20 protein-coding genes are annotated in these 24,500 nt (G+C 46.5%); 14 read left to right on the forward strand and 6 right to left on the reverse strand.

From position 1 onward, the window contains the following. The first annotated feature begins 22 nt into the window (after nt 1–22). The 3 genes from G517_RS19610 (at nt 23) to G517_RS21275 (ending at nt 2,101) form a co-directional block, all read left to right on the forward strand. Nucleotides 23–1,045: a 2Fe-2S iron-sulfur cluster-binding protein gene (locus G517_RS19610; protein ID WP_051206507.1), complete on the forward strand. Its 1,023-nt coding sequence runs from the start codon at nt 23–25 to the stop codon at nt 1,043–1,045. A gap of 10 nt (nt 1,046–1,055) precedes the next feature. Continuing rightward, nucleotides 1,056–1,799: a dihydromonapterin reductase gene (gene folM, locus G517_RS0116000; RefSeq protein ID WP_051206508.1), complete on the forward strand. Its 744-nt coding sequence runs from the start codon at nt 1,056–1,058 to the stop codon at nt 1,797–1,799. Between the two features lie 173 nt (nt 1,800–1,972). After that, on the forward strand, nt 1,973–2,101 hold the full coding sequence (locus G517_RS21275; protein ID WP_281167533.1) for a hypothetical protein: 129 nt from the start codon (nt 1,973–1,975) through the stop codon (nt 2,099–2,101). A gap of 69 nt (nt 2,102–2,170) precedes the next feature. Here G517_RS21275 and acuI read toward each other — a convergent pair whose 3' ends face one another. Continuing rightward, complete coding sequence (gene acuI / locus G517_RS0116010; RefSeq protein ID WP_028305241.1) at nt 2,171–3,172, reverse strand: acrylyl-CoA reductase (NADPH); 1,002 nt, start codon at nt 3,170–3,172, stop codon at nt 2,171–2,173. A gap of 228 nt (nt 3,173–3,400) precedes the next feature. Here acuI and G517_RS0116015 point away from each other — a divergent pair, with 228 nt between their 5' ends. Continuing rightward, nucleotides 3,401–4,132, forward strand: a complete 732-nt coding sequence (locus G517_RS0116015; RefSeq protein ID WP_028305242.1) for a FadR/GntR family transcriptional regulator — start codon at nt 3,401–3,403, stop codon at nt 4,130–4,132. A 40-nt stretch (nt 4,133–4,172) separates the two neighbouring features. On the opposite strand, the gene G517_RS0116020 is transcribed toward G517_RS0116015, so the two are convergent. The 4 genes from G517_RS0116020 to nhaB all read right to left on the reverse strand — a co-directional run bounded on the left by G517_RS0116020 (nt 4,173) and on the right by nhaB (nt 10,003). Further along, a complete protein-coding gene (locus tag G517_RS0116020) occupies nt 4,173–4,727 on the reverse strand; it encodes a hypothetical protein (RefSeq protein WP_028305243.1) in 555 nt (184 codons plus the stop codon). A gap of 87 nt (nt 4,728–4,814) precedes the next feature. Next, nucleotides 4,815–6,557 carry a S8 family serine peptidase gene (locus G517_RS0116025; RefSeq protein ID WP_028305244.1) on the reverse strand — a complete coding sequence of 581 codons (1,743 nt, stop codon included), beginning with the start codon at nt 6,555–6,557 and terminating at the stop codon, nt 4,815–4,817. Nucleotides 6,558–6,667: 110 nt separating this feature from the next. Beyond that, nucleotides 6,668–8,137, reverse strand: a complete 1,470-nt coding sequence (locus G517_RS0116030) for a methyl-accepting chemotaxis protein (protein WP_028305245.1) — start codon at nt 8,135–8,137, stop codon at nt 6,668–6,670. A gap of 351 nt (nt 8,138–8,488) precedes the next feature. Further along, on the reverse strand, nt 8,489–10,003 hold the full coding sequence (nhaB, locus tag G517_RS0116035; RefSeq protein WP_028305246.1) for a sodium/proton antiporter NhaB: 1,515 nt from the start codon (nt 10,001–10,003) through the stop codon (nt 8,489–8,491). A 332-nt stretch (nt 10,004–10,335) separates the two neighbouring features. On the opposite strand from nhaB, the gene G517_RS0116040 reads away from it, so the two are divergent. From G517_RS0116040 to G517_RS0116085, 10 genes are all read left to right on the forward strand, one after another. Continuing rightward, nucleotides 10,336–10,707, forward strand: a complete 372-nt coding sequence (locus G517_RS0116040) for a diacylglycerol kinase (protein WP_028305247.1) — start codon at nt 10,336–10,338, stop codon at nt 10,705–10,707. Between the two features lie 118 nt (nt 10,708–10,825). Next, nucleotides 10,826–13,738 (forward strand): bifunctional [glutamate--ammonia ligase]-adenylyl-L-tyrosine phosphorylase/[glutamate--ammonia-ligase] adenylyltransferase, encoded by a 2,913-nt coding sequence (gene glnE, locus G517_RS0116045; protein ID WP_028305248.1) that lies wholly within the window; start codon nt 10,826–10,828, stop codon nt 13,736–13,738. A gap of 116 nt (nt 13,739–13,854) precedes the next feature. Next, nucleotides 13,855–15,000, forward strand: a complete 1,146-nt coding sequence (waaF, locus tag G517_RS0116050) for a lipopolysaccharide heptosyltransferase II (protein WP_028305249.1) — start codon at nt 13,855–13,857, stop codon at nt 14,998–15,000. Between the two features lie 50 nt (nt 15,001–15,050). After that, on the forward strand, nt 15,051–15,821 hold the full coding sequence (locus tag G517_RS0116055; protein WP_245543276.1) for a sulfite exporter TauE/SafE family protein: 771 nt from the start codon (nt 15,051–15,053) through the stop codon (nt 15,819–15,821). A gap of 40 nt (nt 15,822–15,861) precedes the next feature. Next, nucleotides 15,862–16,581, forward strand: coding sequence for a ZIP family metal transporter (locus G517_RS0116060; protein ID WP_028305251.1), 720 nt, complete (start codon nt 15,862–15,864; stop codon nt 16,579–16,581). Between the two features lie 332 nt (nt 16,582–16,913). After that, nucleotides 16,914–17,987: an efflux RND transporter periplasmic adaptor subunit gene (locus tag G517_RS19615; protein WP_051206510.1), complete on the forward strand. Its 1,074-nt coding sequence runs from the start codon at nt 16,914–16,916 to the stop codon at nt 17,985–17,987. A 46-nt stretch (nt 17,988–18,033) separates the two neighbouring features. Continuing rightward, on the forward strand, nt 18,034–21,102 hold the full coding sequence (locus G517_RS0116070) for an efflux RND transporter permease subunit (protein WP_028305252.1): 3,069 nt from the start codon (nt 18,034–18,036) through the stop codon (nt 21,100–21,102). Nucleotides 21,103–21,410: 308 nt separating this feature from the next. Further along, nucleotides 21,411–21,782 (forward strand): response regulator, encoded by a 372-nt coding sequence (locus tag G517_RS0116075; protein WP_028305253.1) that lies wholly within the window; start codon nt 21,411–21,413, stop codon nt 21,780–21,782. Between the two features lie 21 nt (nt 21,783–21,803). Further along, nucleotides 21,804–22,412 (forward strand): chemotaxis protein CheC, encoded by a 609-nt coding sequence (locus G517_RS0116080; protein WP_028305254.1) that lies wholly within the window; start codon nt 21,804–21,806, stop codon nt 22,410–22,412. Between the two features lie 31 nt (nt 22,413–22,443). Then, on the forward strand, nt 22,444–23,382 hold the full coding sequence (locus G517_RS0116085) for a sensor domain-containing diguanylate cyclase (protein WP_028305255.1): 939 nt from the start codon (nt 22,444–22,446) through the stop codon (nt 23,380–23,382). 100 nt (nt 23,383–23,482) lie between these two features. On the opposite strand, the gene G517_RS0116090 is transcribed toward G517_RS0116085, so the two are convergent. Beyond that, entirely contained in the window at nt 23,483–24,499 is a 1,017-nt protein-coding gene (locus G517_RS0116090) for a tryptophan--tRNA ligase (protein ID WP_028305256.1), read from the reverse strand. Nucleotide 24,500: the final 1 nt, after the last annotated feature.

The following is a 24,500-nucleotide window of genomic DNA, read 5'->3' on the forward strand; positions in this document are numbered from 1 at the left end:
GCCGCAAGGATACTAACTCGGCATGACATCAAGAAAGCCCAGCTTCAACATTGACTGCAATCAGGGTCAGGCTCAACTGAGCATTTACCCTGAGCAGAATTTTCTAGAAGCGGCACAACAACAGGGATTTCGTCTGTTACGTGGCTGTAGAAATGGCGTCTGCGAAGTGTGTGAAACCACTTTGGTTCAAGGTGAAGTTTTTTACCGCACTTCCGTAGGCGAACAGATCGCAACGCCAGGAACCTCTTTTTTATTTTGTACTGCATATGCGCGAGAGCCAGCAGCGATAAAGCTGAACCGTGTTCTTGCGCCAGGAGACTATATTGTGAAGACATTGGCCTGTCAGATTGAATCAGTTGAGCTACTGGGTAGCTCTGATGTGTACCGCGTTGTGCTACAAGCACCTGCGGGTCAAGCATTGGATTACGCCGCCGGACAGTATTTAGAAATTATTTTACCCAACGGTGACCGTAACGCCTTTTCAATCGCTAATCGGCCTGACGGTCGACGCATTGAACTGCACATACAACACTTACCTGACCGCGACAACTCACGCTTACTGCTACAAAGTTTGCAAGAGCAAGGCACCATTCAAGTGGAGCTACCAAAAGGCGTCTGTACCCTAAAAGCAACGGGTACCGATAAAGCATTCTTTGTCGCCGCAGGCACCGGCTTCACTCAGATGAAAGCGCTGCTAGAAGAAGCCTTCGAGCAAGGCTCTACCCAACAGCTATACCTTTACTGGGGTGCGCGCCGTCTACGTGATTTGTATTTGGCAGAACTGCCGCAGCAGTGGCAGGAAGAATACGAAAACTTTCATTTTGTACCCGTCATTGGTGATCTGCTACCTGATGAGAAATGGAGTGGCCACGTCGGCATGTTGCACGACGCCATGATCAAAGACCATAGCAAGTTTGATGATGCCACAGTTTACGCCGGCGGCTCACCCAATATGGTTTACTCGGTTACCGATACGCTGATTCAATATGGCTTATCCGATGAATGTGTGTTCTCCGACGTTTTTGCCTACGCCCCAAGAAAATAAGAAGACACTTATGACAATACCTGCCACACAGACCAAGATAGCTCAACTTGCCCCAGTATTAATTACTGGCGGCGGACGACGCTTAGGTCGCCATGCGGCAGAAACACTGGCGGACTCCGGTCAGCCAGTGATTATCACCTACCGAACAGAGCGGCCTGAGCTTGACCTGCTTCGTGCAAAAGGCATCACCACGCTACAGGCCGACTTTACCGATGAAGCCCATATTCTGGATTTTATCCAGCGACTGAAAAACGCAACCTTATGCTTACGAGGCATTATTCACAATGCCTCAGACTGGCTGCCAGACCAGCAAGATTTAAAGAGTGCATCAGAAAATTTCCAACACTTATTTACCGTACACATGCTAGCGCCATTACTGATCAACCAAGCCTGTGAACCTTTGCTGCTAGCCTATCAAGGTCAGCGGGATATTATTCATATTAGCGATGCCGTTGTGCAAAAAGGCTCCAAAAAACACGGAGCCTACGTTGCAACCAAAGCCGGTTTAGAAAGCCTCACTCAATCTTTTGCCGCCCGTTTTGCCCCGAATATTAAGGTGAATGCTATCGCCCCTGCTCTTATTATGTTTCAACCCAATGACGATGCTGCTTATCGGGAAAAAGCGCTGAAGAAATCAGCCCTTCAAATCGAACCAGGGGCAGAAGTAATCACCCAAACCATCCAGTATATTATGGACAACCGCTATCTTACCGGTGTGATTTTGCCGGTAGAAGGTGGCCGATCTGTAATTTAGACCATCAAAAAACACGCTTTAGTCCTAAGGTTGCACTGGACAGATCGTCATATCTCCGTAAAATGCCTGTCACAGTTGACATAGATCAAGAAGCTCCATTCTAAAAATAAATGATTCTAATCATTAGAAAACAAGTCTCAGCGACCCATTTAATCAATCTGTGAGGATCTGAAATGTCTGATCATGACGAAAACTTCCGTGACGAAGCGGGCCTTATTTACGTAATCCCTGGTCTAGCTGTTCTGATTGGTATGAACTGCCTTCCAGCGACGATATTCTGGTCTCGTTACTTTTTCGGTTAATTTTGCTGAAAATCAGAATAAAAAAGACGGCCTGATGATTATCAGGCCGTCTTTTTATCCAACTGCGGACTATATGTTAGGGTTCACCAAAACACGGCCTTTGATCTTACCTTCCACCATATTTTGTGCATACGCAGGCAAAGCCTCAAGACCAACTTCCTCTGATACCTGATCCATAATCTCCTGCGGTAATTCTCTAGCAAGGCGCGCCCATGCCTGCACTCGACGCTCGTAAGGAATCATCACGCTGTCTACACCCAGTAGATCAACACCGCGCAGAATAAAAGGCATTACCGTTGTGTTCAGAGAAAAACTAGCGGCCAAACCCACCGTTGCAACGCGGCCATCATAGTTCATCTGAGATAGCACTTTTGCCAAGATATCACCACCAACAGTATCCACAGCACCAGCCCAGCGAGATTTATCCAATGGGCGCACTTTTTCTTCAAACTCACTACGTGGCAATACCTCTGAAGCACCCAGCTGTTTTAAATAGTCCACACTATCCGCTTTACCGCTAACGGCGACGACTTCAAAGCCGTTTTTAGCCAATAGGGCTACCACAAGACTACCAACACCACCCGTGGCACCTGTCACAAGAACAGGGCCCTGCTTAGGTTTTAGGCCACTTTCCTGCAAACGCATAACACACAGCATTGAGGTTAAACCCGCCGTGCCAATCGTCATCGCCTGCTTTGAACTTAAACCTTTATCCAGGGGCACCAACCACTTAGATTGCACTCGCATCTGCTGAGCATACCCACCCCAAAAGCGTTCACCAACGCTCCAACCGGTCAGTACAACCGCATCACCAACTTTGTAATCAGGGCTTGCCGATTCCGCTACTGTACCGGCCAGATCAATACCTGGCACCATAGGAAATTGATGCACAATTTTACCGGCGCCTGTTACCGCAAGAGCATCTTTGTAATTAAGCGAGCTGTAATCAATATTGACCAGCACATCACCTTCAGGAAGATCACTTGCCGCTAACTGGCGTACTTCTGCGATAGTTTTTTTATCTTCTTGTTCCAGAACTAGAGCTTTATTAGTGCTATTGACTTGACTCATGCTATTGACCCCTTATTTATGCGTTCTATGCGCTAGCATTAGAAATTAGAATGACATAGTAAATCCGTGCTTAATCAGACAGAGCGTGTTTAAACCGCCGCTGATACGTGTATTCTAGGGTAATAGCTAATTCTTCTATTTGTCAAACAAATAGAAGAATGATGCGTTAATCACGACACTTTGTTATTATGCTGAGTTCTATTTCAGACCCAATCTCTGAGGCTTGTTGTGAAAATCCAACCCCTGATGACTCAAAGCTTAGCCAAGCAAATTTCGGAACAACTGCACGAAGCTATTTTGTCTGGCGCGCTAAAAGCCGATGATCGTCTACCGACAGAAGATGAGCTGGCAGCCCGCTATCAAGTATCTCGGCCAACCATTCGCGAAGCATTAAAGAGGCTGGCGGCACAAAACTTGATCCGTTCACGCCGAGGGCCAACAGGGGGAACCTTTGTTAATCGCCCATCGCTGGAAGATGCCAGCAATAGCTTAACGGCTTCCGCTACATTGCTGGCAAGTATGGATCAGTTTAGCCTGTCTGAGATTGCTGATGCGCGACATGAATTAGAAAAAAGCTGTATCCGCCTAGCAGCACAGAATCCTGATAAATCTGCATTAGCTCAGCTACAGCAGGAGTTAGATCTCCAGCAAGATGATTCATTAACCGATGAAGAATTTTGCGCGTCAGATGTACGCTTTCATCGCGCCCTTGTCGACGCCTGTCAAAACGCAATGCTCCAGTTTCTAATGTACGCAGTGATAGAAGCCATGCAGCCTGTCACCAATATGGTGGTGTTTCGTTTTCGAGATCGCTTAGATGTGGTAGCTGTCCACCAGAGACTTTATCAAGCTATCGAAAAGAGTGATGTAGGCGCAGCCGAGGCCGCGTTGGATGAGTTGATGGTTTACCTTAAAGCACGGTTTCAGGCGGCTCAGGATTGGAAAGCATCACAATCCTAAAAGCCCATTCAATGCTAAAAACCGATAAAAAATAACCGTGCTACATCGGTTCTCGAACATTATCCAGTAGGCTTGGCAGTACTTTTTTCACGCGAATATCCTGCTGAAGTTCACGCATAAGATCAGGTATCCGATTAGCATCCAACTGAAAATAAGCACGATTGAGACGCTTAATTTGCACCGTTAGCGTCATATTATATTGCCGAGCAACTGCTTCGGCACTGCTATTGTCATTCAACACCAAACCTAATTCATCCAGCAGAACAGCATAGCGCTGCGTCGTTTGATTCCAAACGACGGGCCTACCTGCCACTCCCGATATCACCTGTGACTGAATACTGTAACGACCTTTTCGGCCCAGCTCCGTGCTTTGAGTGCTCTGCACGGTTCTTTGCTCACCTAGCAAATCAGTATCGTAGGCTTTAACCTGATCCAGGATTAAATAATGGCTATTTTCGATACGAATCTGCTTGCCTGTTTTCAAGCTAGCCGGTAGCTGATCCTGTTGGGATAATGGTTTTTTGCCGTTATATGCCGATGCTGTCTGCGGCATTAAAACCAACAGTCCAATAAGGATTAACTCTAATATACGCATTGTTATTCCTCTTATCCCTTTTTAATAGCTCAATGCTCTTAGTTTTTCACTTCTAACTCTTAGCGTCTAACTCTTAATTTTTAATACTTAATACCCATAAAACGTTGCGGACCAGTCATGTACAGCACCTGCGGCGTACTCATCATTATCGGTATCGTAAACGGTTAATATCCAGTCACCCGCACTATTTTCGCCATAAAAAGCTTGGCTTAACAAGGTAAATTCATAGCCTTCTATTTCACCAGAAAGTGCATTTCTAGGCGTCAGCATAACACTATCAGTACCACTTGGAGAGGTCAGTTGAACCATAAGATCTGCGGGATAAGGATGACTAATATTGAGCTTAAGCTGTACCGACTCAACCGTACTCATACCTGTAGGCGCTGAAAAATAATGCCTGAAAGGTTGCGCTATATCGTTCGGAATAGATCCAGAGGTTGTGTCAGATACTGTTTTTACTATCTGAGTCGGCAGGTTGATATGGTCAATCGCTCGATTGACGGCAGCATTTGCATTGATCCGACCAAAGCCATACCAATTATGATAGCTAAGACCTGCGCCATTGGTTTGCCAAGCAGGCTCTACGATCAAACTACCAATATTAACTGTATGGATTGATGCATCCACAATATCCGCTGTTCGTATCAAAATATCCCGAACATCTCGCCAACCTAAGCTTGGGTTAGCCTGTAAGATTAATGCGGCAACACCGGTTGCAATCGGTGTAGCTGCAGACGTACCGGTGAAATTACGGGTGTAACCTGCGTAGCCCGGAATATCCATCAACTTTGGATCGGTACTAGGCACCGCCAGATCAATATCCTTGGTCGTGACAAGACCTACACTGCCGATACTGTTGCGGCTTGCGCTACTCACATTGCTGTCGTTATTCCCATTCCCCCCCCCTGGCGCTGAAAATAAAATACTAGAGCCTGAAGAAGAATAATGGGCTCGAGCCCCGTCAGCACTGAGTGCGGCAACGACCATCATATAGGCAATATTATTATCTGGATCTAACGTGGCACTCTGGCAGGGTAAATCCGTTATATAATAATCACTATCACTGACATCACAGGCCGTATCGATAAAATAGTTACCTGCCGCTTTAAAGTAGAGCGCCCCTAAACCGCCTCGACCCAATTCAACCCCCTCCTGAGTAATACCGTTCAGGTTTACATCAAAATCAACAGGTGTACTTTTCGGTTGAAAACCAAAGCTTAGATTAAAAACATCAATGGCGGCATTGCGACTATTAGTTGCAGACAGAGAGGTTGCCCATGTTGCCGTTGTGATTTGTTCATCGGGAAGATCAAGAGTATTAAACCCTAGAATAGTACTCCCAGGAGCAACTCCAGTTATGCCTTGACCGTTATCTTTAATTGCGCCAATTAAGCCTGCCACAGCAGTTCCATGACCTCCTGTCGGCGTATCGCCAAACTGGCAAGAGTTCTGTAAATCAAGGTTCTCTTGAAGATCGGGATGGTTATAGTCGATGCTTGTATCCACTATCGCAATATTAACGCCTTGGCCGGTGATACTGCTCCATAATGATTCCGGTAGATTGATACCCTGCTTGATAGTGCTGTCAGCATTGGCTAGATGCCATTGCTGTTCACGCAAGGGGTCTGTTGAAGAATCTGTTTTTGATGCGTCTGTGTTTGAAGAGCCTGCCGTTGAAGAGTCTATTAACGAGTAGCGGACAGGGTTGCACGTCATAGCAACAGAAGTATAGCCGGATGCAGTATTATCTAGGTTCTCACCGCAGGCGACTAACAGAAGTAAGCCAGAAAAGAACAATGGCCGGTAAGAAAAGGGGGCCAATTTACGCATAATGAAAAGATTTCCTTTGGGTCACTGATCCATGAGATCTAAGCATAAGCTATTTATCACGGGGTATCATTTCATCGCGTATCAAAACTGCCCTATTGACGATTACTTTACTACTCGAACTGCCCAACAGATTGGCTCAACTCACCCATAATTCGATCCAATTGTTCAATATTGCTTTGAATCTGTCGTGTCTCATCGGTTAGCTGCAGCACTTGGCTACCAATCGTGCGAATCTCCTCCGCATAGCGAGTAAAGGTTGTTTGCTGTTGCTGTCCCATTCCTGATAACTGTACCATCTGCTGACTTAGCTGGCATGTATCCCGAATAATACCCTGAATCTGCCCTTGAGCAGCTTGGGCATGACCTTGCCCTACCTTGACCTCTTGGCTTCCCTCACGCATAGCCGCGATGGCAGACTCTGTGCCATCAACGATTAGCCGTATCTTGCTACTAATATCCTGCGTGGCATGGCGTGTGCGTTCAGCAAGGCTGCGGACTTCATCGGCGACAACAGCAAAACCTCGACCCTGCTCCCCCGCTCGGGCGGCCTCTATTGCTGCGTTCAAAGCCAATAAGTTAGTTTGCTCGGCAATGCCGTGAATCATCACCACAATAGAATCAACCTCGTTGCTACTTTGTTCTAACGCTTCTAGCCTTACAGCCGCATCGGCCATCACCTGTGTTGCATGGTTGAGTTTATCAACAGCCTCATTCATTACCGTTCCGCCTTCTGTAGCTTCTGTACCGGTTCGCTGAGCCGTTTGTGCGGCCTGTTCAGCCTCTCGTGCCTGCGAACAAACATCGGCTGCCATGGAATCTGCAGTCTCAACCATCCCATTGACCGCTTGATTCTGTTGCTGCATGGTTTGTGCAATACGTTGAGCACTGGACGTGACCTCTCGGCTAACATTTTCAGCCTGATGGATCGATGTCGTGACATGGGAAAGAATCTCTGCAATACGCTGTTCCCCTGATTCACTGGCTTGACGGGCGGTCTCTAGCTGAGCAAAACCCTGACTTTTGGCTTTATCAAAGGCCAGTGCCAACACAATAACAATTAAGCTCATTCCCATTAAAGATTTTGCTTGTTGAGTCGCAATCATCTGTTCAGGAATAGGCGATTCCGGCAGAACAATGCCCGTATTATGAATCAGCAGAAAAGTAGCCACCGTTGTTAAGCTAACCGCAGACCAGAAGTAACCGGAGCCTCGACCGGCAATAAAAATAGCCGCAAAAGGAATAGAAGCCATCCAGGGTGCGCTGCTAGACATAATTCCGCCATTAACGTAAAGCATCCAAACCACCATAGCGTACATACAGCTAATTGATGCCTCAGCCACCCAGCGCTCTTTACCGGTCAGCCGAAGCAGAACGGGGCCTATTAGCAATCCCGCACTGCCAATCAAAATCCCCCATCCCATAGCCGGATGATGATTCTTGAAATAGCTTATCGCAAAAATAGGCGCAATAACCCCTGCTAATAAGGCGACGGTAACAACCGTTCGCGCATGTATTAGTCGGTCTTGATCCTGTCTTACGCTGTCGGGAATAAACCCTTCAGTGAGTTGTGAAAGATTCATGGATACTCCGGTTTTTTATTGTTGTTTTTCTGCTCTATTTTTTTGTTTGCAGCTTTTTTCTTAGTCAATTGCAGTGTTGTTCTGTTGCCGTGTTGTTTTGTTCTCACCCTTTACTTCCCCCCCTAAAAGAGGGTCTTGCATTGTAAGGGCTATTGAATCTAAAACATACGTTTGAATGAATCAACCCTAAGACCAAGGTCGGAAAACAATCTTTATTTTGATTAATAGAAGGAATGCTGCGGGAGTGATTGATTTTAAAGACATAAAAAAGCCGGATACAGAATTGTTACTCTATTGTAATTCTCTATACCGGCTTTCATTTTTTGCGGAAGATTCAGATTCAGACAGGCATTAACTCACCCAGTATATAATCGCGTATAAACCCATAGCCGACATAACGATGGTGTAGGGCAGAGCCATAATAACCATTCGGCCATAGGAAAGACGAATAAGAGGCGCTATAGCCGACGTTAGCAGAAACAGAAAGGCCGCTTGTCCATTGGGAGTCGCTACGCTGGGCAAATTAGTACCGGTATTAACGGCTACCGCCAGCACATCAAAGTGTTCACGGGTTATTTCACCGGCATCTAGCGCCGCTTTTATTTCGGTAATATATACCGTCGCCACAAATACATTATCACTAATGGCAGATAGCAGTCCGTTAGCAATAAAGAGCATGGCAGGCTGCTGATGGGTATCAAGGCTTAGCACCATATGGATAAACGGCTGAAATAAATGCTGCTCATGAATAACCGCTACGATGGAGAAAAACACCACCAAAAGCGCGGTAAAAGGCAGCGCCTCTTCAAACGCATGGCCGATTTGATGCTCTTCTGTAATACCATTAAAAGCGGTTTGGATCACAATAATGGTTAAGCCAATTAAGCCGACTTCTGCCATATGAAAAGCCAAAGCAAAGATCAGAAAAACGGCGGTTAGCGCCTGAACTATCAGTGCAGATCGATCTCTTGCCGTTCGTTTCGCGGTTTGGTCTTTATCAAAATTCTCTAGAATCTGGCGCACAGAGTCTGGCAGTAACGCACCATAACCAAAGATTTTGCTCTTCTCTAGTAGCACGCAGGTGATAAGTCCAGTCACAAGAACCGGCATAGTGACCGGAGCCATGCGGACAAAGAACTCACCAAAGTTCCAACCAGCTACCTTAGCGATCAACAGGTTCTGCGGTTCGCCAACCAAGGTGCAAACCCCACCCAAGGCGGTTCCCACCGCCGCGTGCATCAATAAACTGCGAAGAAAGGCCCGAAACTGATCTAAGTCGCCTTGGTCTCGTACCGCCAAGCTACCGTCATTACCATAATCATGACCCTCACTTTGAAACGGTTTGCCTGAAGCAACCCGGTGGTATACCGAGTAAAAACCAACACCAATACTGATCACAACCGCAGTAACCGTTAGCGCATCCAAAAAAGCAGAGAGTAAACCGGCGGTAATACAAAACAGTAGCGCAAGCATCGGCTTAGAGCGCACACCCAGTAAGATCTTGGTGAAAGCAAACAGCAGCAACTGCTTCATAAAATAGATACCTGCCACCATAAACACCAGTAGCAAGATTACCTCCAGATTACCTTCAATTTCATGCATCACCGTTTCAGGTGACGCAAGACCTATGACAATCGCCTCAATTGCCAGCAAACCACCGGGTTGCAGTGGGTAGCATTTGAGGGCCATGGCCAAAGTGAAAATAAACTCAACGATTAAAAGCCAGCCCGTAAGAAAAGGGCCAACGCTTGGTAGAAAAAACAGGATAGGGTTAATAATTAAAAAGGCGAAAATAACTTTCTTATACCAAAGCGGTGAGCTGCCAAGGAAATTACGCAGAAAGCCTTGCGTGATGGTCTGAGCCATTTTTAATGGTCCTTTGATTGATTCAGTCGGAAAGGGTATTAACTCAAGATCAACATTATGATGTTGATATTGCTGCTGCGTCATCAGTGCTGAATAAATGAGTAGCGAGACGTTTAAACAAGCCAAAATATAGACAAGCCTAAACACAGGTGCCGTTATTATACATGGGGAAATCATACTCGGGGAAATCACAGACGGAGAATCCCCCATAGGGGAAACGCTTTAACATCCGTTAGTTAATATCGGACAACGAATATGGTCGAATGACGCTGCGGGTTCAAAAAGCGTATTATTCAGCGACCGCTAAAAAAGACGCTAGGAAAAAGAACATCATGAAGCCAAGCCATACCGGTTTTAAGCACCTGATTCACTCAACCCAATATTCTATGAAAGGGCTAAAAGCAGCCTTTGTTAATGAAGCCGCCTTTCGGCAAGAGATCGCCCTGTGCATTATTTTATTTCCAGCGGCATTTTTTCTAGGTCAAACTCTGGTTGAGCGCTTATTACTCATCGGCTGCTGCGTTCTCGTGCTGGTTGCAGAGTTAGTGAATTCCGCCATTGAAGCGGTGGTTGATCGAATTGGGCCAGAGCACCACGAATTGTCAGGTCGCGCTAAAGATATAGGCTCTGCCGCCGTGTTTGTGGCACTAGCTTTCGCCGGAGTTACTTGGGTTAGCTTTGTTGTTGCACGCTTAACAACATGATTTTCGGACAAGCATTGGCACAGACATCAATGCTTACTGCTCCAGTATTTCATTCGAACATTTGATTTCAATACCTATTACCGTTTTCACTTTGATATCGAGTCACTAAGGAAAAGCCATGACATTGCCCGTACCGCATCTACCCGCGCAATTAAAGGACACCGCAGACAAACAATGGCAGCGTTTACAGGATCGTTTAGAGCCGGATGTTTTTGTAGCGCTTCAAGCTCTGCCCCAGACGGAGAAGATTATTGTTTGCAGTGATTATGTGGTCGATAGCGCACTGCGTTTTCCACACCTACTTAGTGAGATGCTGGAAAAGGGCTGGTTCACCGAACCACTCAACGCAACGCAAATGCGCGATATCCTGCAAGAGAAACTTGCCACCTGCACAGTAGAGGCCGATCTACACCGAGCGCTACGCCAGTACCGCCGTCAGATGATGATGCGAATTATCTGGCGTGATTTTAGTTTTACGACCAATATGTGGCAGACCACAGCAGAGCTTAGTCACCTAGCAGATATCTGTGTCGATGAAGCTCTGAATTGGCTATACAACTTTTACACGCCTCAATGGGGAACCCCTTGCGATAAACAATCTCAGCCCCAGCGTATGTCGGTTATCGGCATGGGTAAACTAGGTGCCTGTGAGCTAAATTTATCCTCTGATATCGACCTAATGTTCTGCTTTCCCAAGCACGGCCAAACCCAAGGCGGTAAGCGCTCACTGGATAACCAAGATTTCTTTATTCGCCTTGGACAAAAGCTAATTGCCGCATTAGATGCCAATACCGCCGACGGTTTTGTTTTTCGGGTTGATATGCGTCTGCGCCCTTACGGACAGAGTGGTTCGTTAGCGTTAAGCCATAACGCCATGATCGAGTACTACCATGATCAAGGTCGAGAGTGGGAACGCTACGCCATGATCAAAGCCCGAATTATCGCCGGTGATATAGAGGGTGGGAACCAGCTTCTTGAGGAGCTTAGTTCCTTTGTTTATCGCAAATATGTCGACTTTAGCGTGATCGAATCCCTACGTGATATGAAAGCGATGATCAATCGAGAAGTACGCCGTAAAGGCCTGATCACCAACGTTAAACTTGGCCCTGGCGGCATCCGCGAAGTGGAGTTTATCACTCAGGTTTTTCAGTTGATTAGAGGGGGCCGCGACACGGAGTTACAAGAGCGCTCCATTCGTAAAGGCTTACCCATTATCAGCGGATTGGGCTTACTGCCACAGAAAATCACCGATGAGCTACTGGACGCTTATTTATTTCTGCGTAATGCCGAACACGCGCTACAGGGTGTTGCTGATCAACAAACCCAAACCTTACCGGACGATGATTTCCCTCGCCTGCGTATGGCGTACATCATGAATTTTGATAACTGGCAGGATTTTGAAGCTCGCTTAGAGCAAGAACGCGCCAAAGTAAGTAAGCACTTCGATAATGTGATTGCCGCCCCTGAAGATGAAGAGCATGGTGACAACCCTAAAAATACGGAGCTTGGGGCCCTTTGGAACGGAGAGTATGAAGTAGAGGCCGGTGCTCGACTACTAGAAGATCAGGGCTATGAGCGAGCGGAAGAAACTTATACTCGATTGGATCGCCTACGCACCAGCCGTATCGTTCAAGGGCTTCAGCGTGAAGGCCGCCAGCGGCTGGATGCCTTTATGCCTCAGTTGCTGCAAGCGGTGGCGGAAAATGCAGCACCTTCTCGCACATTCGAACGCACCCTAATTTTGGTTGAAGCCGTACTACGAAGAAGTGCTTACTTTGTGCTCTTACTGGAAAACCCCGCAGCGCTAAAACAACTGGTTAAGCTCTGCTCTGCCAGCCCTTGGATTGCGGAACACCTCGCCAAAACGCCAATTTTGCTGGATGAATTACTGAACCCTTCCACACTGTATACCCCTGCAGACCTTGATCTTCTGCGTGATGACCTGCGCCAGCAGATGTTACGCCTGCCAGAGGAAGACGAAGAAGCCCAGATGGAAGCTTTACGCTACTTTAAGCGTGCCCATGTGCTGCGCGTGGCGGCCTCAGATATCAATCAAACCCGTCATCTTATGAAGGTAAGTGACTACTTAACCTTTATCGCCGAAGCCGTATTGGAATATGTACTCCAGATGGCCTGGAAAACCCTAACCGAAAAATATGGCTTACCGATTAAAGAAGATGGCAGCCACTGTGATCCCTCTTTTGTAATTATCGGTTACGGCAAAATGGGTGGGATTGAACTGGGTTATGGCTCCGACTTGGATTTGGTTTTTTTGCATGACGCCGACTCCCAAGGTGTCACCGATACCAATAATATTGACGGTAAGCGCAGTATTGATAATGGTGTATTTTTTACTCGCTTAGGCCAACGAATTATTCATATTCTAAACACCCTAACCCCGTCAGGTCAGCTTTATGAAGTGGATATGCGCCTGCGGCCATCGGGTAATTCTGGCTTATTGGTTAGCTCGGTTAAAGCCTTTAAAGACTATCAGCTGAAAGAAGCCTGGACATGGGAAAAACAAGCTCTTGTGCGCGCCCGTGTTGTTGCGGGCTGCCCAGTTGTTGCGAAGAAATTTGAGCAAGTGCGCGCAGAGATCCTAACCGAGGCCCGCGATCCGCAAAAACTGCAAGAAGATGTGGTCTCCATGCGGATCAAAATGCGGGATAATTTGGGGTCTAAGCCCGATGCCACAGGTGACCGTAAAACGTTCCAGCTAAAACAAGATGCCGGTGGCATGGTCGATATTGAATTTATCGCCCAGTATTTTGTTCTAAGGTATAGCACCCAGTTTCCAGAGCTATTGCAGTGGACAGATAATATGCGCATTCTGGAAACAGTGGAGCAGGTAGGATTGCTCAGCAAAAAAGATGTAGCCCAGCTCAGCGAGGCTTACCTGATTTATCGTCAGGCCGCCCATGATGCCTCGATGCAGAAAGTTTCCAGCGAAGTGCCTGCCGATCAATTTATTGAGCAACGCACCGCCGTTAGCCATATTTGGCAAATGCTTTTAGGGCACAAGAGTCAATAGGCTCAATGACTTACAACAAGCACCGATAGGCTTTTATGGGAAGCAGTAAAACAGCCTCTTGTAAAAGCCATCATACGGGTTAACATGCCTTAACCTCATTGGAAGAAGTAACCGTCATGAAAATGCTGCTCATTGCCGACGATCAACCGGATGCACTTCTGGATCTACAGTGCGTGATTCAACGTTTGATCCGAAAACATCGAGAATGCCGCATTAGCTTAATGGCCCCTCAAGGTTTACATGCCTTGGCTCGCCGTTTAAAGGGTTTGGATGACCTTTTGATGCTGCCAGAGGCCAATGCCCCAACAAAGCTCTACTGGATTGCCGGTCGCCAACTAGAAGAATGGCAGCAAGAATTTATTCCCTTCGACCAAGCCTTAGTGTTTACTCGCCGCTGGAAACCCGCATTAATACCTTGGATGGCCGGTATACCCAGACGTAGTGGCCGCTTAGGTAACGCACGTTTTATGCTGATCAATGATGCCCGCTGGATGAACACTCGCCAGCACCCCGACCGTAAAAGCCAGTATCTTACGTTAGCGGATGATCATGGTGAAATGCCCGATGAAGTGCTTCTACCCCAGCTTTTTGCTGATCGGAATAATGGTCTTAGTCTTGTCAAACAGCACTATCTCGATAAAGAACGCCCCGCGGTGGCCTTCTGCCCAGGAGGAAAATTAACCGACCCACAACGTTGGCCCGTTGAGCGCTGGACATCATTAGCGGCACAATTGATTGATCAAGGCTGGCAAGTCTGGCTGATTGCACCAGCGACGGAACAATCTCTATGCGAAGCGATCTGCATGGGACTTGATCGAGAACGTCAAATGGAAATTGCCAATCTTTCTGGCCGCCTTGCATGGGATGATAAAATTGATCTTATGGCCCTCAGTCGGGCAGTTTTATCCCAAGAAACCCTCTACAGCCGGTTGACCAAAGCACTCAACCATCCGTTAGTGGTGATTAAAGGCGCTGGGGGATTACAGGAATATTTGCCGACCAACTTTGACCATCAAAGCCATCAGTTAAGCATTCAACCCCAAGAGAATAAGCGCCAAGCAGCTAATGCGTTAAAAAATAGAAGCTCACAAAACAGCGCACCAGCCCAGTACGTCAATAGCGACCGTCACTGCCAGCCTTGCCAATATGATACTTGCCGCCACAATACCGGCGAAGATACCGACCCTTGCATCCATGATCTAAGCGTTGAGCGGGTTCGCTCTGCTTTGCTAAGCATGGTGCCGATGCAGGCCGTTGATTAGCCTATTTACTGTTTACTAGCTCCTAGTTCTTATCGAAAAGGATGTTTGCTGTGCAGGCCGATATAACGGCGCTTATTGCGCCTCTTCTGACTGATAGTATCAGTAGTACCGAACTTCTCTTTCTGATCCTGACCAGCGCTGTCACTTCTTTTATTACAGCGGCGATGGGGATCGGTGGCGGTGTCTTGCTTCTTGCTATTATGGCAACGATTTTACCGCCATTAGCGCTTATCCCCATTCACGGTATGGTGCAGTTAGGCTCTAATGCTAACCGTATGCTAATGATGTGGTCTCATATCCACTGGCCGATGGTGCTGCACTTTTTTCTTGGGGCAATAGTTGGGGCGTTAGTAGCCTCTCAGGTGCTGGTACAGCTTCCCGTAGACTGGATCAGCCGTGCAGTGGCACTCTTTATTCTTTATATGGTTTGGGGGCCAAAACCTAAAAAGCGGGCTATAGCCGGTTATAAAACGGTTTTTGCAGGGGCAATTACCACCTTAATCACCATGTTTGTCGGTGCAACAGGGCCATTAGTCGCCGCGTTTATCCACAGAATGGATCGCGACAAACTGTCCACAGCCGCAACCTTTTCAGCCAGTATGTCCTTTCAACATTTTACAAAAGCGGTTGTTTTTGGCGCGGTAGGTTTTAGCTTCTCACCTTGGATTATTCCCATTCTATTAATGGTAATCGCAGGGTCGCTTGGTACGTGGCTGGGGTTAAAACTCTTAAATCGTATTCCGGCAACGTACTTCAAACAAAGCTTTGCCATTATTGTGACTCTACTGGCGCTTCGCCTTTTATGGCAAAGCTTCGTTTAATAGTGTTGATGTGCTTTAACGTTTTTTAATGAGGTTGGCGATGTCTGATTTAATAACGGCTCTTACTTACGCAGCCATAGCGGCGATTGCGATTCCATTAGGGGGCTTTTTAGCGCGGATTGAACGTTTCCAAAACAAGTGGTTAGAAAGCGAGCTTAAGCATTCCGTGATCGCTTACGGCGCAGGGGTATTACTGGCGGCGGTGGCACTGGTTCTGGTGCCAGAAGGTCAAAAAGCCCTATCACCACTTTGGGTTTCTTTGGCCGTATTAAGTGGCGGCCTTATGTTTATGCTGGCAGATGTCTACCTAACCCGCAGCGGAGGCTCGACAGCGCAGTTATTGGCGATGCTGTTAGACTTTACCCCCGAGGCGATGGCCCTTGGGGCAGCCTTGGCCATAGGCGGAACTAACGGCCTCTTGCTCGCGTTATTAATGGCGTTGCAGAACTTACCGGAAGGTTTCAATGCTTACCGAGAAATGGTGGCCCTTAGACCCCATCAAGGACGAAAAATTTTGCTTTTCTTCCTTCTACTTGTTCCTATCGGCCCGTTATCCGCATGGGTAGGTTTTGTTTGGCTGTCAGAGCACGAATCGATTTTAGGTTTTATTATGCTGTGGGCCACAGGGGGAATTTTATATCTCACCTTCCAAGATATTGCGCCCCAAGTACGCCTGGAAAAAGATTGGTGGCCACCAATGGCTGCAGTGGGAGGTTTTTTAACCGGCCTGCTAGGACAGCAATTACTTGTTATAGTTTAATCCAAAATCGCTTTAATTTAAGCGCCAAAATCGCTTTAATCTAAAGTATAAAGACTGTCTGGCCTAATCGATAAGATCACTCTATCCTACGTCTTACATTCACACTATCCTAAGCCCTTAATTCAGATTATAAACATCTTTAAAGGGCTTATTACTCAGAGTTTGAGGGCTGATTAATTGTTCCCCTTTGATACACCTTAAAGCTGAGTATTATAGTGCGTTAATCTCAAACCTATAATTTAAGAACTCTGTCGATAACGGCTGGGGGCATTCCCTATGCCTGAAACAGAGACTTATTAAAGATGCTCATGGATAAGCAGAGGCTCAATTGCATGAAGAAATACCTTAACCGAACGTTGGTGCTTAGCATTTTATTACCACTATCTAGTACATTATTTTTTGGTGCTGCTAGTGTTAATGCCGCTGATAAGCCTCAAGCACCCGCTATGCCGGTGGAAGCCCAAATTGTTAAAGCAGAAACCCTAGAGCGGTCGGTTGAAGTCGTTGGCTCTCTATCCGCAAACGAGTCTGTTTCTATCAGCCCTGAAGTTTCTGGCCGTATTGCCAACATTCTGTTCCGCGAAGGTCAGGTTGTTGAAGCCGGTAAACCTCTATTTAAGCTGGATGATTCTATTCAACGCGCTGAGCTAAAACAGGCCGAAGCCAGTAGCGGTCTAAGCAAAATCGAATACAAACGTGCCACCGAGCTATTAAACAGCAATGCCGGTAGCGTTAATACCCGTGATAGTGCATTGGCAAAACTACGTATCGACCAAGCCGGTGTTGCACTGGCAGAAGAGCGTTTAGCTAAGATGGGGCTTAACGCACCATTCCAAGGCCTAGTCGGTCTACGTGAAGTTAGCGTTGGTGAATACGTAACCCCAGGTCAGCCATTGGTTAGCCTGATTGCTATTGATCCGATGCGGGTTGAGTTTCGTGTGCCGGAAGTTTACCTCACCAGTTTAGCTGTCGGCCAAAGCATTGATGTCACAATGGACTCCATTCCTGGTGAGCACTTTCTAGGTACGGTTTTTGCCGTATCACCGGAAGTGGATGTCAACGGTCGTAGTGTTAAAGTTGTCGCGAGTTTACCTAATGCCGACGGCACATTGCGCCCTGGCCTATTTGCCCGTGTAAACCTAAAGCTTGAAACCATTAAAGATACAATCATGCTGCAAGAAGAAGCGATTGTACTGCAGGGTAATGCCCAGCTGGTTTATATTCTTGAGGATGGCAAAGTCAATATTAAGCCTGTTACTACCGGTATTCGTGAACGAGGCCGTGTGCAGATTATTCAAGGTGTTAAGGCTGGTGATATTGTTGTCACTGCAGGTCAGATGAAACTCCGCCCAGGGTCTGCTGCTATGCCTATTAACTTACAAGCTGCGAAACCTCAGTCTGAATAAGGCCATAAGCCCGTTTGCTAACGGCTAATTAAGGAGCATTACCGGCATGGTATTGTCAGAAATTTCGATTAAACGACCGGTATTCGCAACGGTGATGAGCCTGTTGCTATTACTGGTTGGTATTATTTCCTACGACCGCCTATCCGTGCGCGAGTACCCGAATATTGATGTCCCGACCGTTTCTGTTGTGACCACTTATTCGGGCGCTAACGCCAGTATTATTGAGTCACAGGTGACAAACGTACTGGAAGATTCCTTATCCGGTATTGAAGGCATCGACTTTATGACCTCGTCATCAAGCACTGGCGAAAGTAAGATCACCATTAACTTCAAGTTAGACCGAGACGCTGACAATGCGGCCTCAGACGTACGTGACCGTGTTGGTCGTGTACGGGGTGTTCTGCCAGATGATATGGACGAGCCTATTGTCGCTAAAGTTGAGGCTAACGCTCAGCCGATTATGTATTTGGCATTTTCCAGTCCAAATCATACACCGCTTGAAATGACCGACTTTGCAGATCGGTTAGTGAAAGATCGTCTGCAAACCGCCCCAGGGGTTGCAGAAATTCGCATCTTCGGTGAACGTCGTTACGCCATGCGTGTATGGTTAGATAAAGCTCGCATGGCTGCCTTTGGTGTTACCGCTAAAGATATTGAAAATGCGGTACGCAGCCAAAACCTTGAAGCCCCTTCTGGCACGATAAAATCCACCAATGTTGAGTTTACGCTGCTAGCCAAAACGGATTTACAAACCCCAGAAGAATTTGAACAAGTTATTCTAAGAGATAACGACGGCTACTTGGTACGTCTAAAAGATGTTGCCAAGGTTCGTATTGATGCTGAAAATGATCGCGGTACGGTTCGGTTTAACGGACAAACTGCCGTAGCGATGGGTGTTGTTAAACAATCGGTTGCAAACCCTCTGGATGTATCCGGCAGCATTCGTACCATGATCCCTGAAATCGAATCGATTCTGCCAGAAGGCATGAAAGTAAACGTTGCCTATGATTCATCGATCTTTATTGACCGCTCAATTCAGGCCGTTTTCACGACCATTATTGAAGCCGTTGCTCTCGTTATTCTAGTTATTTTCCTCTTCCTGCGTTCATTCCGTGCAACACTGATTCCATTAGTGACAATTCCCGTGTCATTAATCGGTGCTTTTGCCTTTATGTACATTTTGGACTATTCCATCAATACCCTGACCCTCTTGGCGATGGTGATGGCAATTGGTCTAGTGGTCGATGACGCTATCGTCATGTTGGAGAACATCTATCGCCATATTGAAAATGGCATGGAGCCGATTCAAGCGGCCTTTAAAGGCTCTAAAGAGATTGGCTTTGCTATTATCGCAATGACCATCACGTTAGCTGCAGTATTTGCGCCTATCGCCTTCACCGAAGGTCGTACCGGTAAGCTTTTTGCCGAGTTTGCCCTTACGTTGGCCGGTGCGGTATTGGTATCAGGGTTTGTGGCATTAACGCTATCGCCAATGATGTGTTCGCGCATTCTTAAGCATGAAAATCATGGCAAGTTTTATCTATTAGGTGAAAAACTTCTCGACGGTTTATCCAATGCTTATCGCCGATCGCTGAAATGGACCATGAAAGCTCGCCCTGTCATGTTACTTATCAGCCTTGGCTGTTTCGTTGGCCTTTATGCCACATTTACCACGCTCAATAACGAGTTATCTCCGGTAGAAGACCGAGGTACTATTATCGGTTTCGGTATCGGCCCAGAAGGCTCCACAACTGAGTTCCTAGACAAGTACAGCCGTCAAATTGAAGGTGTATTCTCTGATGTGCCTGAAATTGAACGTTACTTTGTTATCACAGGCTTATTCCCCTCTGAAAACAATGTGATCTCTTTTGCCGGTTTAAAAGACTGGGAAGAGCGTTCTCGCAGCGCACAAGAAGTTGCTGGAACCATTAGTGGGCCAATGTACGCTGGAATCACCGGTATTATGTCATTCCCAATCACACCAGCATCTTTAGGTCAAAGCCCTATAGCACGTCCTGTGGAGATGGTGGTTCAATCCAACGCCAGCTTCGATGAGCTACAAAGGCTGATTAGTGCGGTAATGGGTAAGGTTTATGCGAGTGGTAAGCTGGCCAACCCGGATGTGGATCTAAAGCTTAACAAGCCTCAGATCAACCTGCATATCAACCGAGATAAAGCCGCTTCTATTGGTGTTGCCGTATCAGATATCACCAGTACACTGGAAACCTTGCTAGGTGGCCGTACGATTAGCCGCTATAACCAAGACAATGAGCAGTATGATGTGATTGCCAAGGTAGCTGATGTTGATCGTGCGACACCATCGTCATTATCGGCTATCTATGTGCGCTCAAGCTCAGGTCAAATGATTCAGCTATCGAATCTTGTCACCTTAGAAGAGACCGTCGCACCTAAAGAATTGAATCACTTTAATAAACTACGCTCTGCAACCATTAAAGCCAGTTTAATGCCAGGCTTAACCCAAGGTGCTGCCATCGAATGGCTACGGGTTACGGTTGAAGAAACCGCTCAAGAATTAGGTATTCAGGGTATCCAGATCGATTACAGCGGCCAAGCCCGTGAGTTTATCGAGACCGGTGACTCCTTGGGTATAACCTTTGTTCTGGCACTAGGTTTCATCTACCTTGTCCTTGCGGCACAGTTTGAAAGCTTCCGCTCACCGATGGTGATTATGCTAACGGTACCTCTGGCAATTTTTGGTGCGCTTCTAACCATGAAAATGACTGGCGGCACCTTAAACGTATACAGCCAGATTGGTTTGATTACTTTGATCGGCCTAATCACGAAGCACGGCATCTTGATGACCGAGTTTGCTAACCAACTTCGTGAGGAAGGTAAAGAGAAGTTCGAGGCCATCGTAGAAGCCAGTGTAATGCGTTTGCGGCCTATTCTTATGACCACAGGCGCGATGGTACTCGGTAATATTCCTTTAGCGCTATCAACCGGTGCAGGGGCAGAAAGCCGTCAAGCTATTGGCTGGGTTATTGTCGGTGGCTTAACCTTTGGCACGATACTAACGCTTTACGTGGTACCAACGGTTTATACCTACATTGTTCAAAAGCTGCCTCATATGCCAGAGCCTGATTACGACTCATAGGGTTTTGAGCATCAAGCTAAAATACGATGATTAAGAACCGATCCATATGGATCGGTTTTTTTCTTTTATTTCAATCAGTTAAGTTTTTAGACTTACTTTATGTAACAATAAGTAATTAATATAGGTATATATGTGTCTTTTTGATACTGCATTTTTCATAAAGATGCGCTATAAAAGGAACTTACCTTGCTAATTTAATCAGGTATTCTATTACTCAGGTATTCATTACAAATAGTGATAAAAGCCTTCGAGCCTCTTAAGTTTGGCTTTGCACTGTTTTATAGGAAAGGCAATACAAAGGTAAATACATGAATAAAACAGTCCTAGTTGTAGACGACAGCCGCGTCTCTCGTATGATGTTAAGCAAGGTGATTGCATCCATTGATGCCAGCTGGAAAGTAATTGAAGCCGAGGACGGACAACAAGCCGTTGATAAAGCCTTAGCAGAGACTCCTGACCTGATTGTTATGGATATTAATATGCCGGTTATGGATGGTTTTCAGGCCATTGAGATTCTTCGTCCTAAATTACCGAATACGACGATGATCCTACTATCTGCTAATATCCAATCCTCTAGTCAAGCTCGGGCAGAAGAGCTGAGTGTTCACTTTATTGCTAAACCTGTAACACCTGCCGTGGCAGTAAAAGCACTTTCTCTATGGAGCCAAGAAAATGAATAAGCTTACCGTGGAGTCAAACAAATGAACGAACTCACTGCCCTTGAGTTAGACGCCCTTGCTGAAATTTTTAATATCAGTGTTGGCCGATCAGCTTCGGCTCTGAGTGAACTTACCCAAGAACCGGTAGCAATGAGCGTGCCTGTTGTTCACGTTATGCCTATTCAACGGGTTATTGAAATCTTGTCTCCAAGTATCGGCTCCGAACGCCTCACCTGTGTCAGCCAGCTGTTTAGCGGTAGCTTCTCCGGTGAAGCGATGTTGATGTTCCCAGAGAACTCAAGCTTAGAAATTGTTCGTCTTATGCTCGGTAGCCAAGTTCCTATCGAACAAATTAGTGAGATTGAACAAGACGCCCTAAGCGAAATTGGTAATATTATTCTTAATGCCTGCTTCTCAACCATCGCCGATATGCTTGAAGATACGTTCTCCTGTGATCTACCAAAGCTGAATGTTGCGCCCATTAGCGAGATTTTAGAAAAACCTGAAGGTGAATCTGTACTCTTTATACAAATCCAACTGGCACTAGAAAGCCGCAGCCTTGAAGGCTACCTTGCCTTTATTATGGGCAGTGAGTCAGAAGCTAATTTACAACAAGCACTTAGAAGTTTTCTAACCGGTGTTCAAAGTTAACCTTTAGTGTTTTCGGGGATTTTTCGTCACTATGCAGCTTTTCGAACAAGCATTAGGGGTTTTGCAGTCTGGAGTTATGATTCTGGATGGCAACTATCGTATTCATTTTATCAATCAATGGTTGAACAAAGCCTTTGATAGCACGCCCGATCTTCAGGGTGAACAGCTTTTTAATAGCTACCCTGAGCTTGAAGGAAAACGAATCCATCAAGCCATTGAGCAAGCCATTAAAGTTGGCTTACCCTCATTGCTCTCTCCTGGCCTAAATCGCTCGCCGCTACCGCTTTATCGTGGAGAAGGAGCCAATAGAGAACGCTTCCCACAATCAATACGCGTCCAGCCAATGCAAGTGGACAGCCAGCGTTTTTGTGTCGTGGAAGTACAAGATGTTAGCTCTATGATTCGTCGCGAAGCCTTGTTAAATCAACAGGCTGAAAAACTGAATCAGATGGCATTAACCGATGAGTTAACCGGAATCAATAATCGCCGTCACTTCAATATGTTATTAGAAAAAGAATTACGACGCTCCAACCTTCAAGGAACACCTCTAAGCTTGGTGCTTTTTGATATCGACTTTTTCAAACAATACAACGACCACTTTGGTCATCCCGCCGGTGACAAATGTCTTATCGCCATTGCGGACTACCTAAAACATCAACTGTCCTCCTACGGCTACCAAGTCGCTCGATATGGCGGAGAAGAATTTTGCATTATTCTACCGGAACAGGATGTAGAGGTTGCACGGCATTTAGCTGAACGCTGTAGAGAAGAGGTTGAGCAATTACAAATTCAACACCCGAGCAGCCAAGTTGCCCAAGTGGTTACCGCAAGTTTTGGAATTGCGTCTAAAAGCGGAAAACAATCTGAGACACAAACCAGCCTGATTTTACGGGCGGATAACGCACTTTATCGCGCAAAACTAGCAGGACGAAACCGAGTGATTGCGTCAGAGCGCTTAGATGAAGCCTAGTGATGTATGATGAGAAAAACCCTACGCAGTGGATAATCTAAATAGGCTACCACTATCAGCGTAAGGTCTTTTTTATGAGTTTAACTTTTGTGTATTAATTTCAAACAAACGAGCCAAAGCCCACGCTTTCACGTAGCAGTTTGATACGTTGACTGGCTTCTTCACGGGCTTTTTCCGCGCCTTTCTGCATCACGCCTTCTACGTAGCCCATATCGCCCATCAGCTCTTCGTACTTGCTGCGTGGCTCTTTTAAGTGGTCGTTTACCAGTTCAAACAGTGAATTTTTCATATCACCCCAGCCGATGCCGTTTTCGTACTGCTGTCGCATATCGGCAATCTGACTTGCATCGGCAAAGGCTGACCAGATTTGGAAGAGCGTACAACCTTCGGTATCTTTCGGCTCACCGGGTTCTAGGGAGTTAGTTTTGATTTTACGAATCAGCTTAAGCAGCTTTTTCTCAGGTACAAACAGAGGAATCGTATTGTTGTAGCTTTTGCTCATCTTGCGACCATCAAGACCACTAAGAACCGCAACACTTTCTTCGATACGCGCTTCCGGTAATTTAAAGAACTGGCTTTTATAAATATGATTAAAACGCAGGGCAATATCGCGAGCCATTTCGATATGTTGAATCTGATCACGGCCCACGGGAACATCCGTGGCGTTAAACATCAGAATATCCGCAGCCATTAGCACAGGGTAGCTAAATAGCCCCATCGTAATGCCTTTATCAGGATCAGCACCGGCACCTTCTGATTCGTTATCCTGCACCGCTGCTTTATAAGCATGGGCACGGTTCATCAAACCCTTAGCGCAAACACAGGTCAGAAGCCAAGTCAGTTCGGTAATTTCAGAGATATCGGACTGACGATAAAAAACAGAGTTATCCGTATCCAGCCCTAGAGCAAGCCAAGTAGCGGCGATCTCGCGACGGGATTCCTGTACACGCTTAGGATCATGGCATTTGATCAAGGCGTGCAGGTCAGCCAGGAAGTAGAAGGATTCATTGTTCGGATCGCGGCTCGCTTCAATAGCAGGGCGAATCGCACCAACATAGTTACCTAAGTGTGGCGTGCCTGTGGTGGTGATGCCGGTTAAAACTCTACGTTTTTCCATA

Source organism: Oceanospirillum maris DSM 6286 (genome assembly GCF_000422865.1).
In the GTDB taxonomy this organism is placed as follows: domain Bacteria; phylum Pseudomonadota; class Gammaproteobacteria; order Pseudomonadales; family Halomonadaceae; genus Oceanospirillum; species Oceanospirillum maris.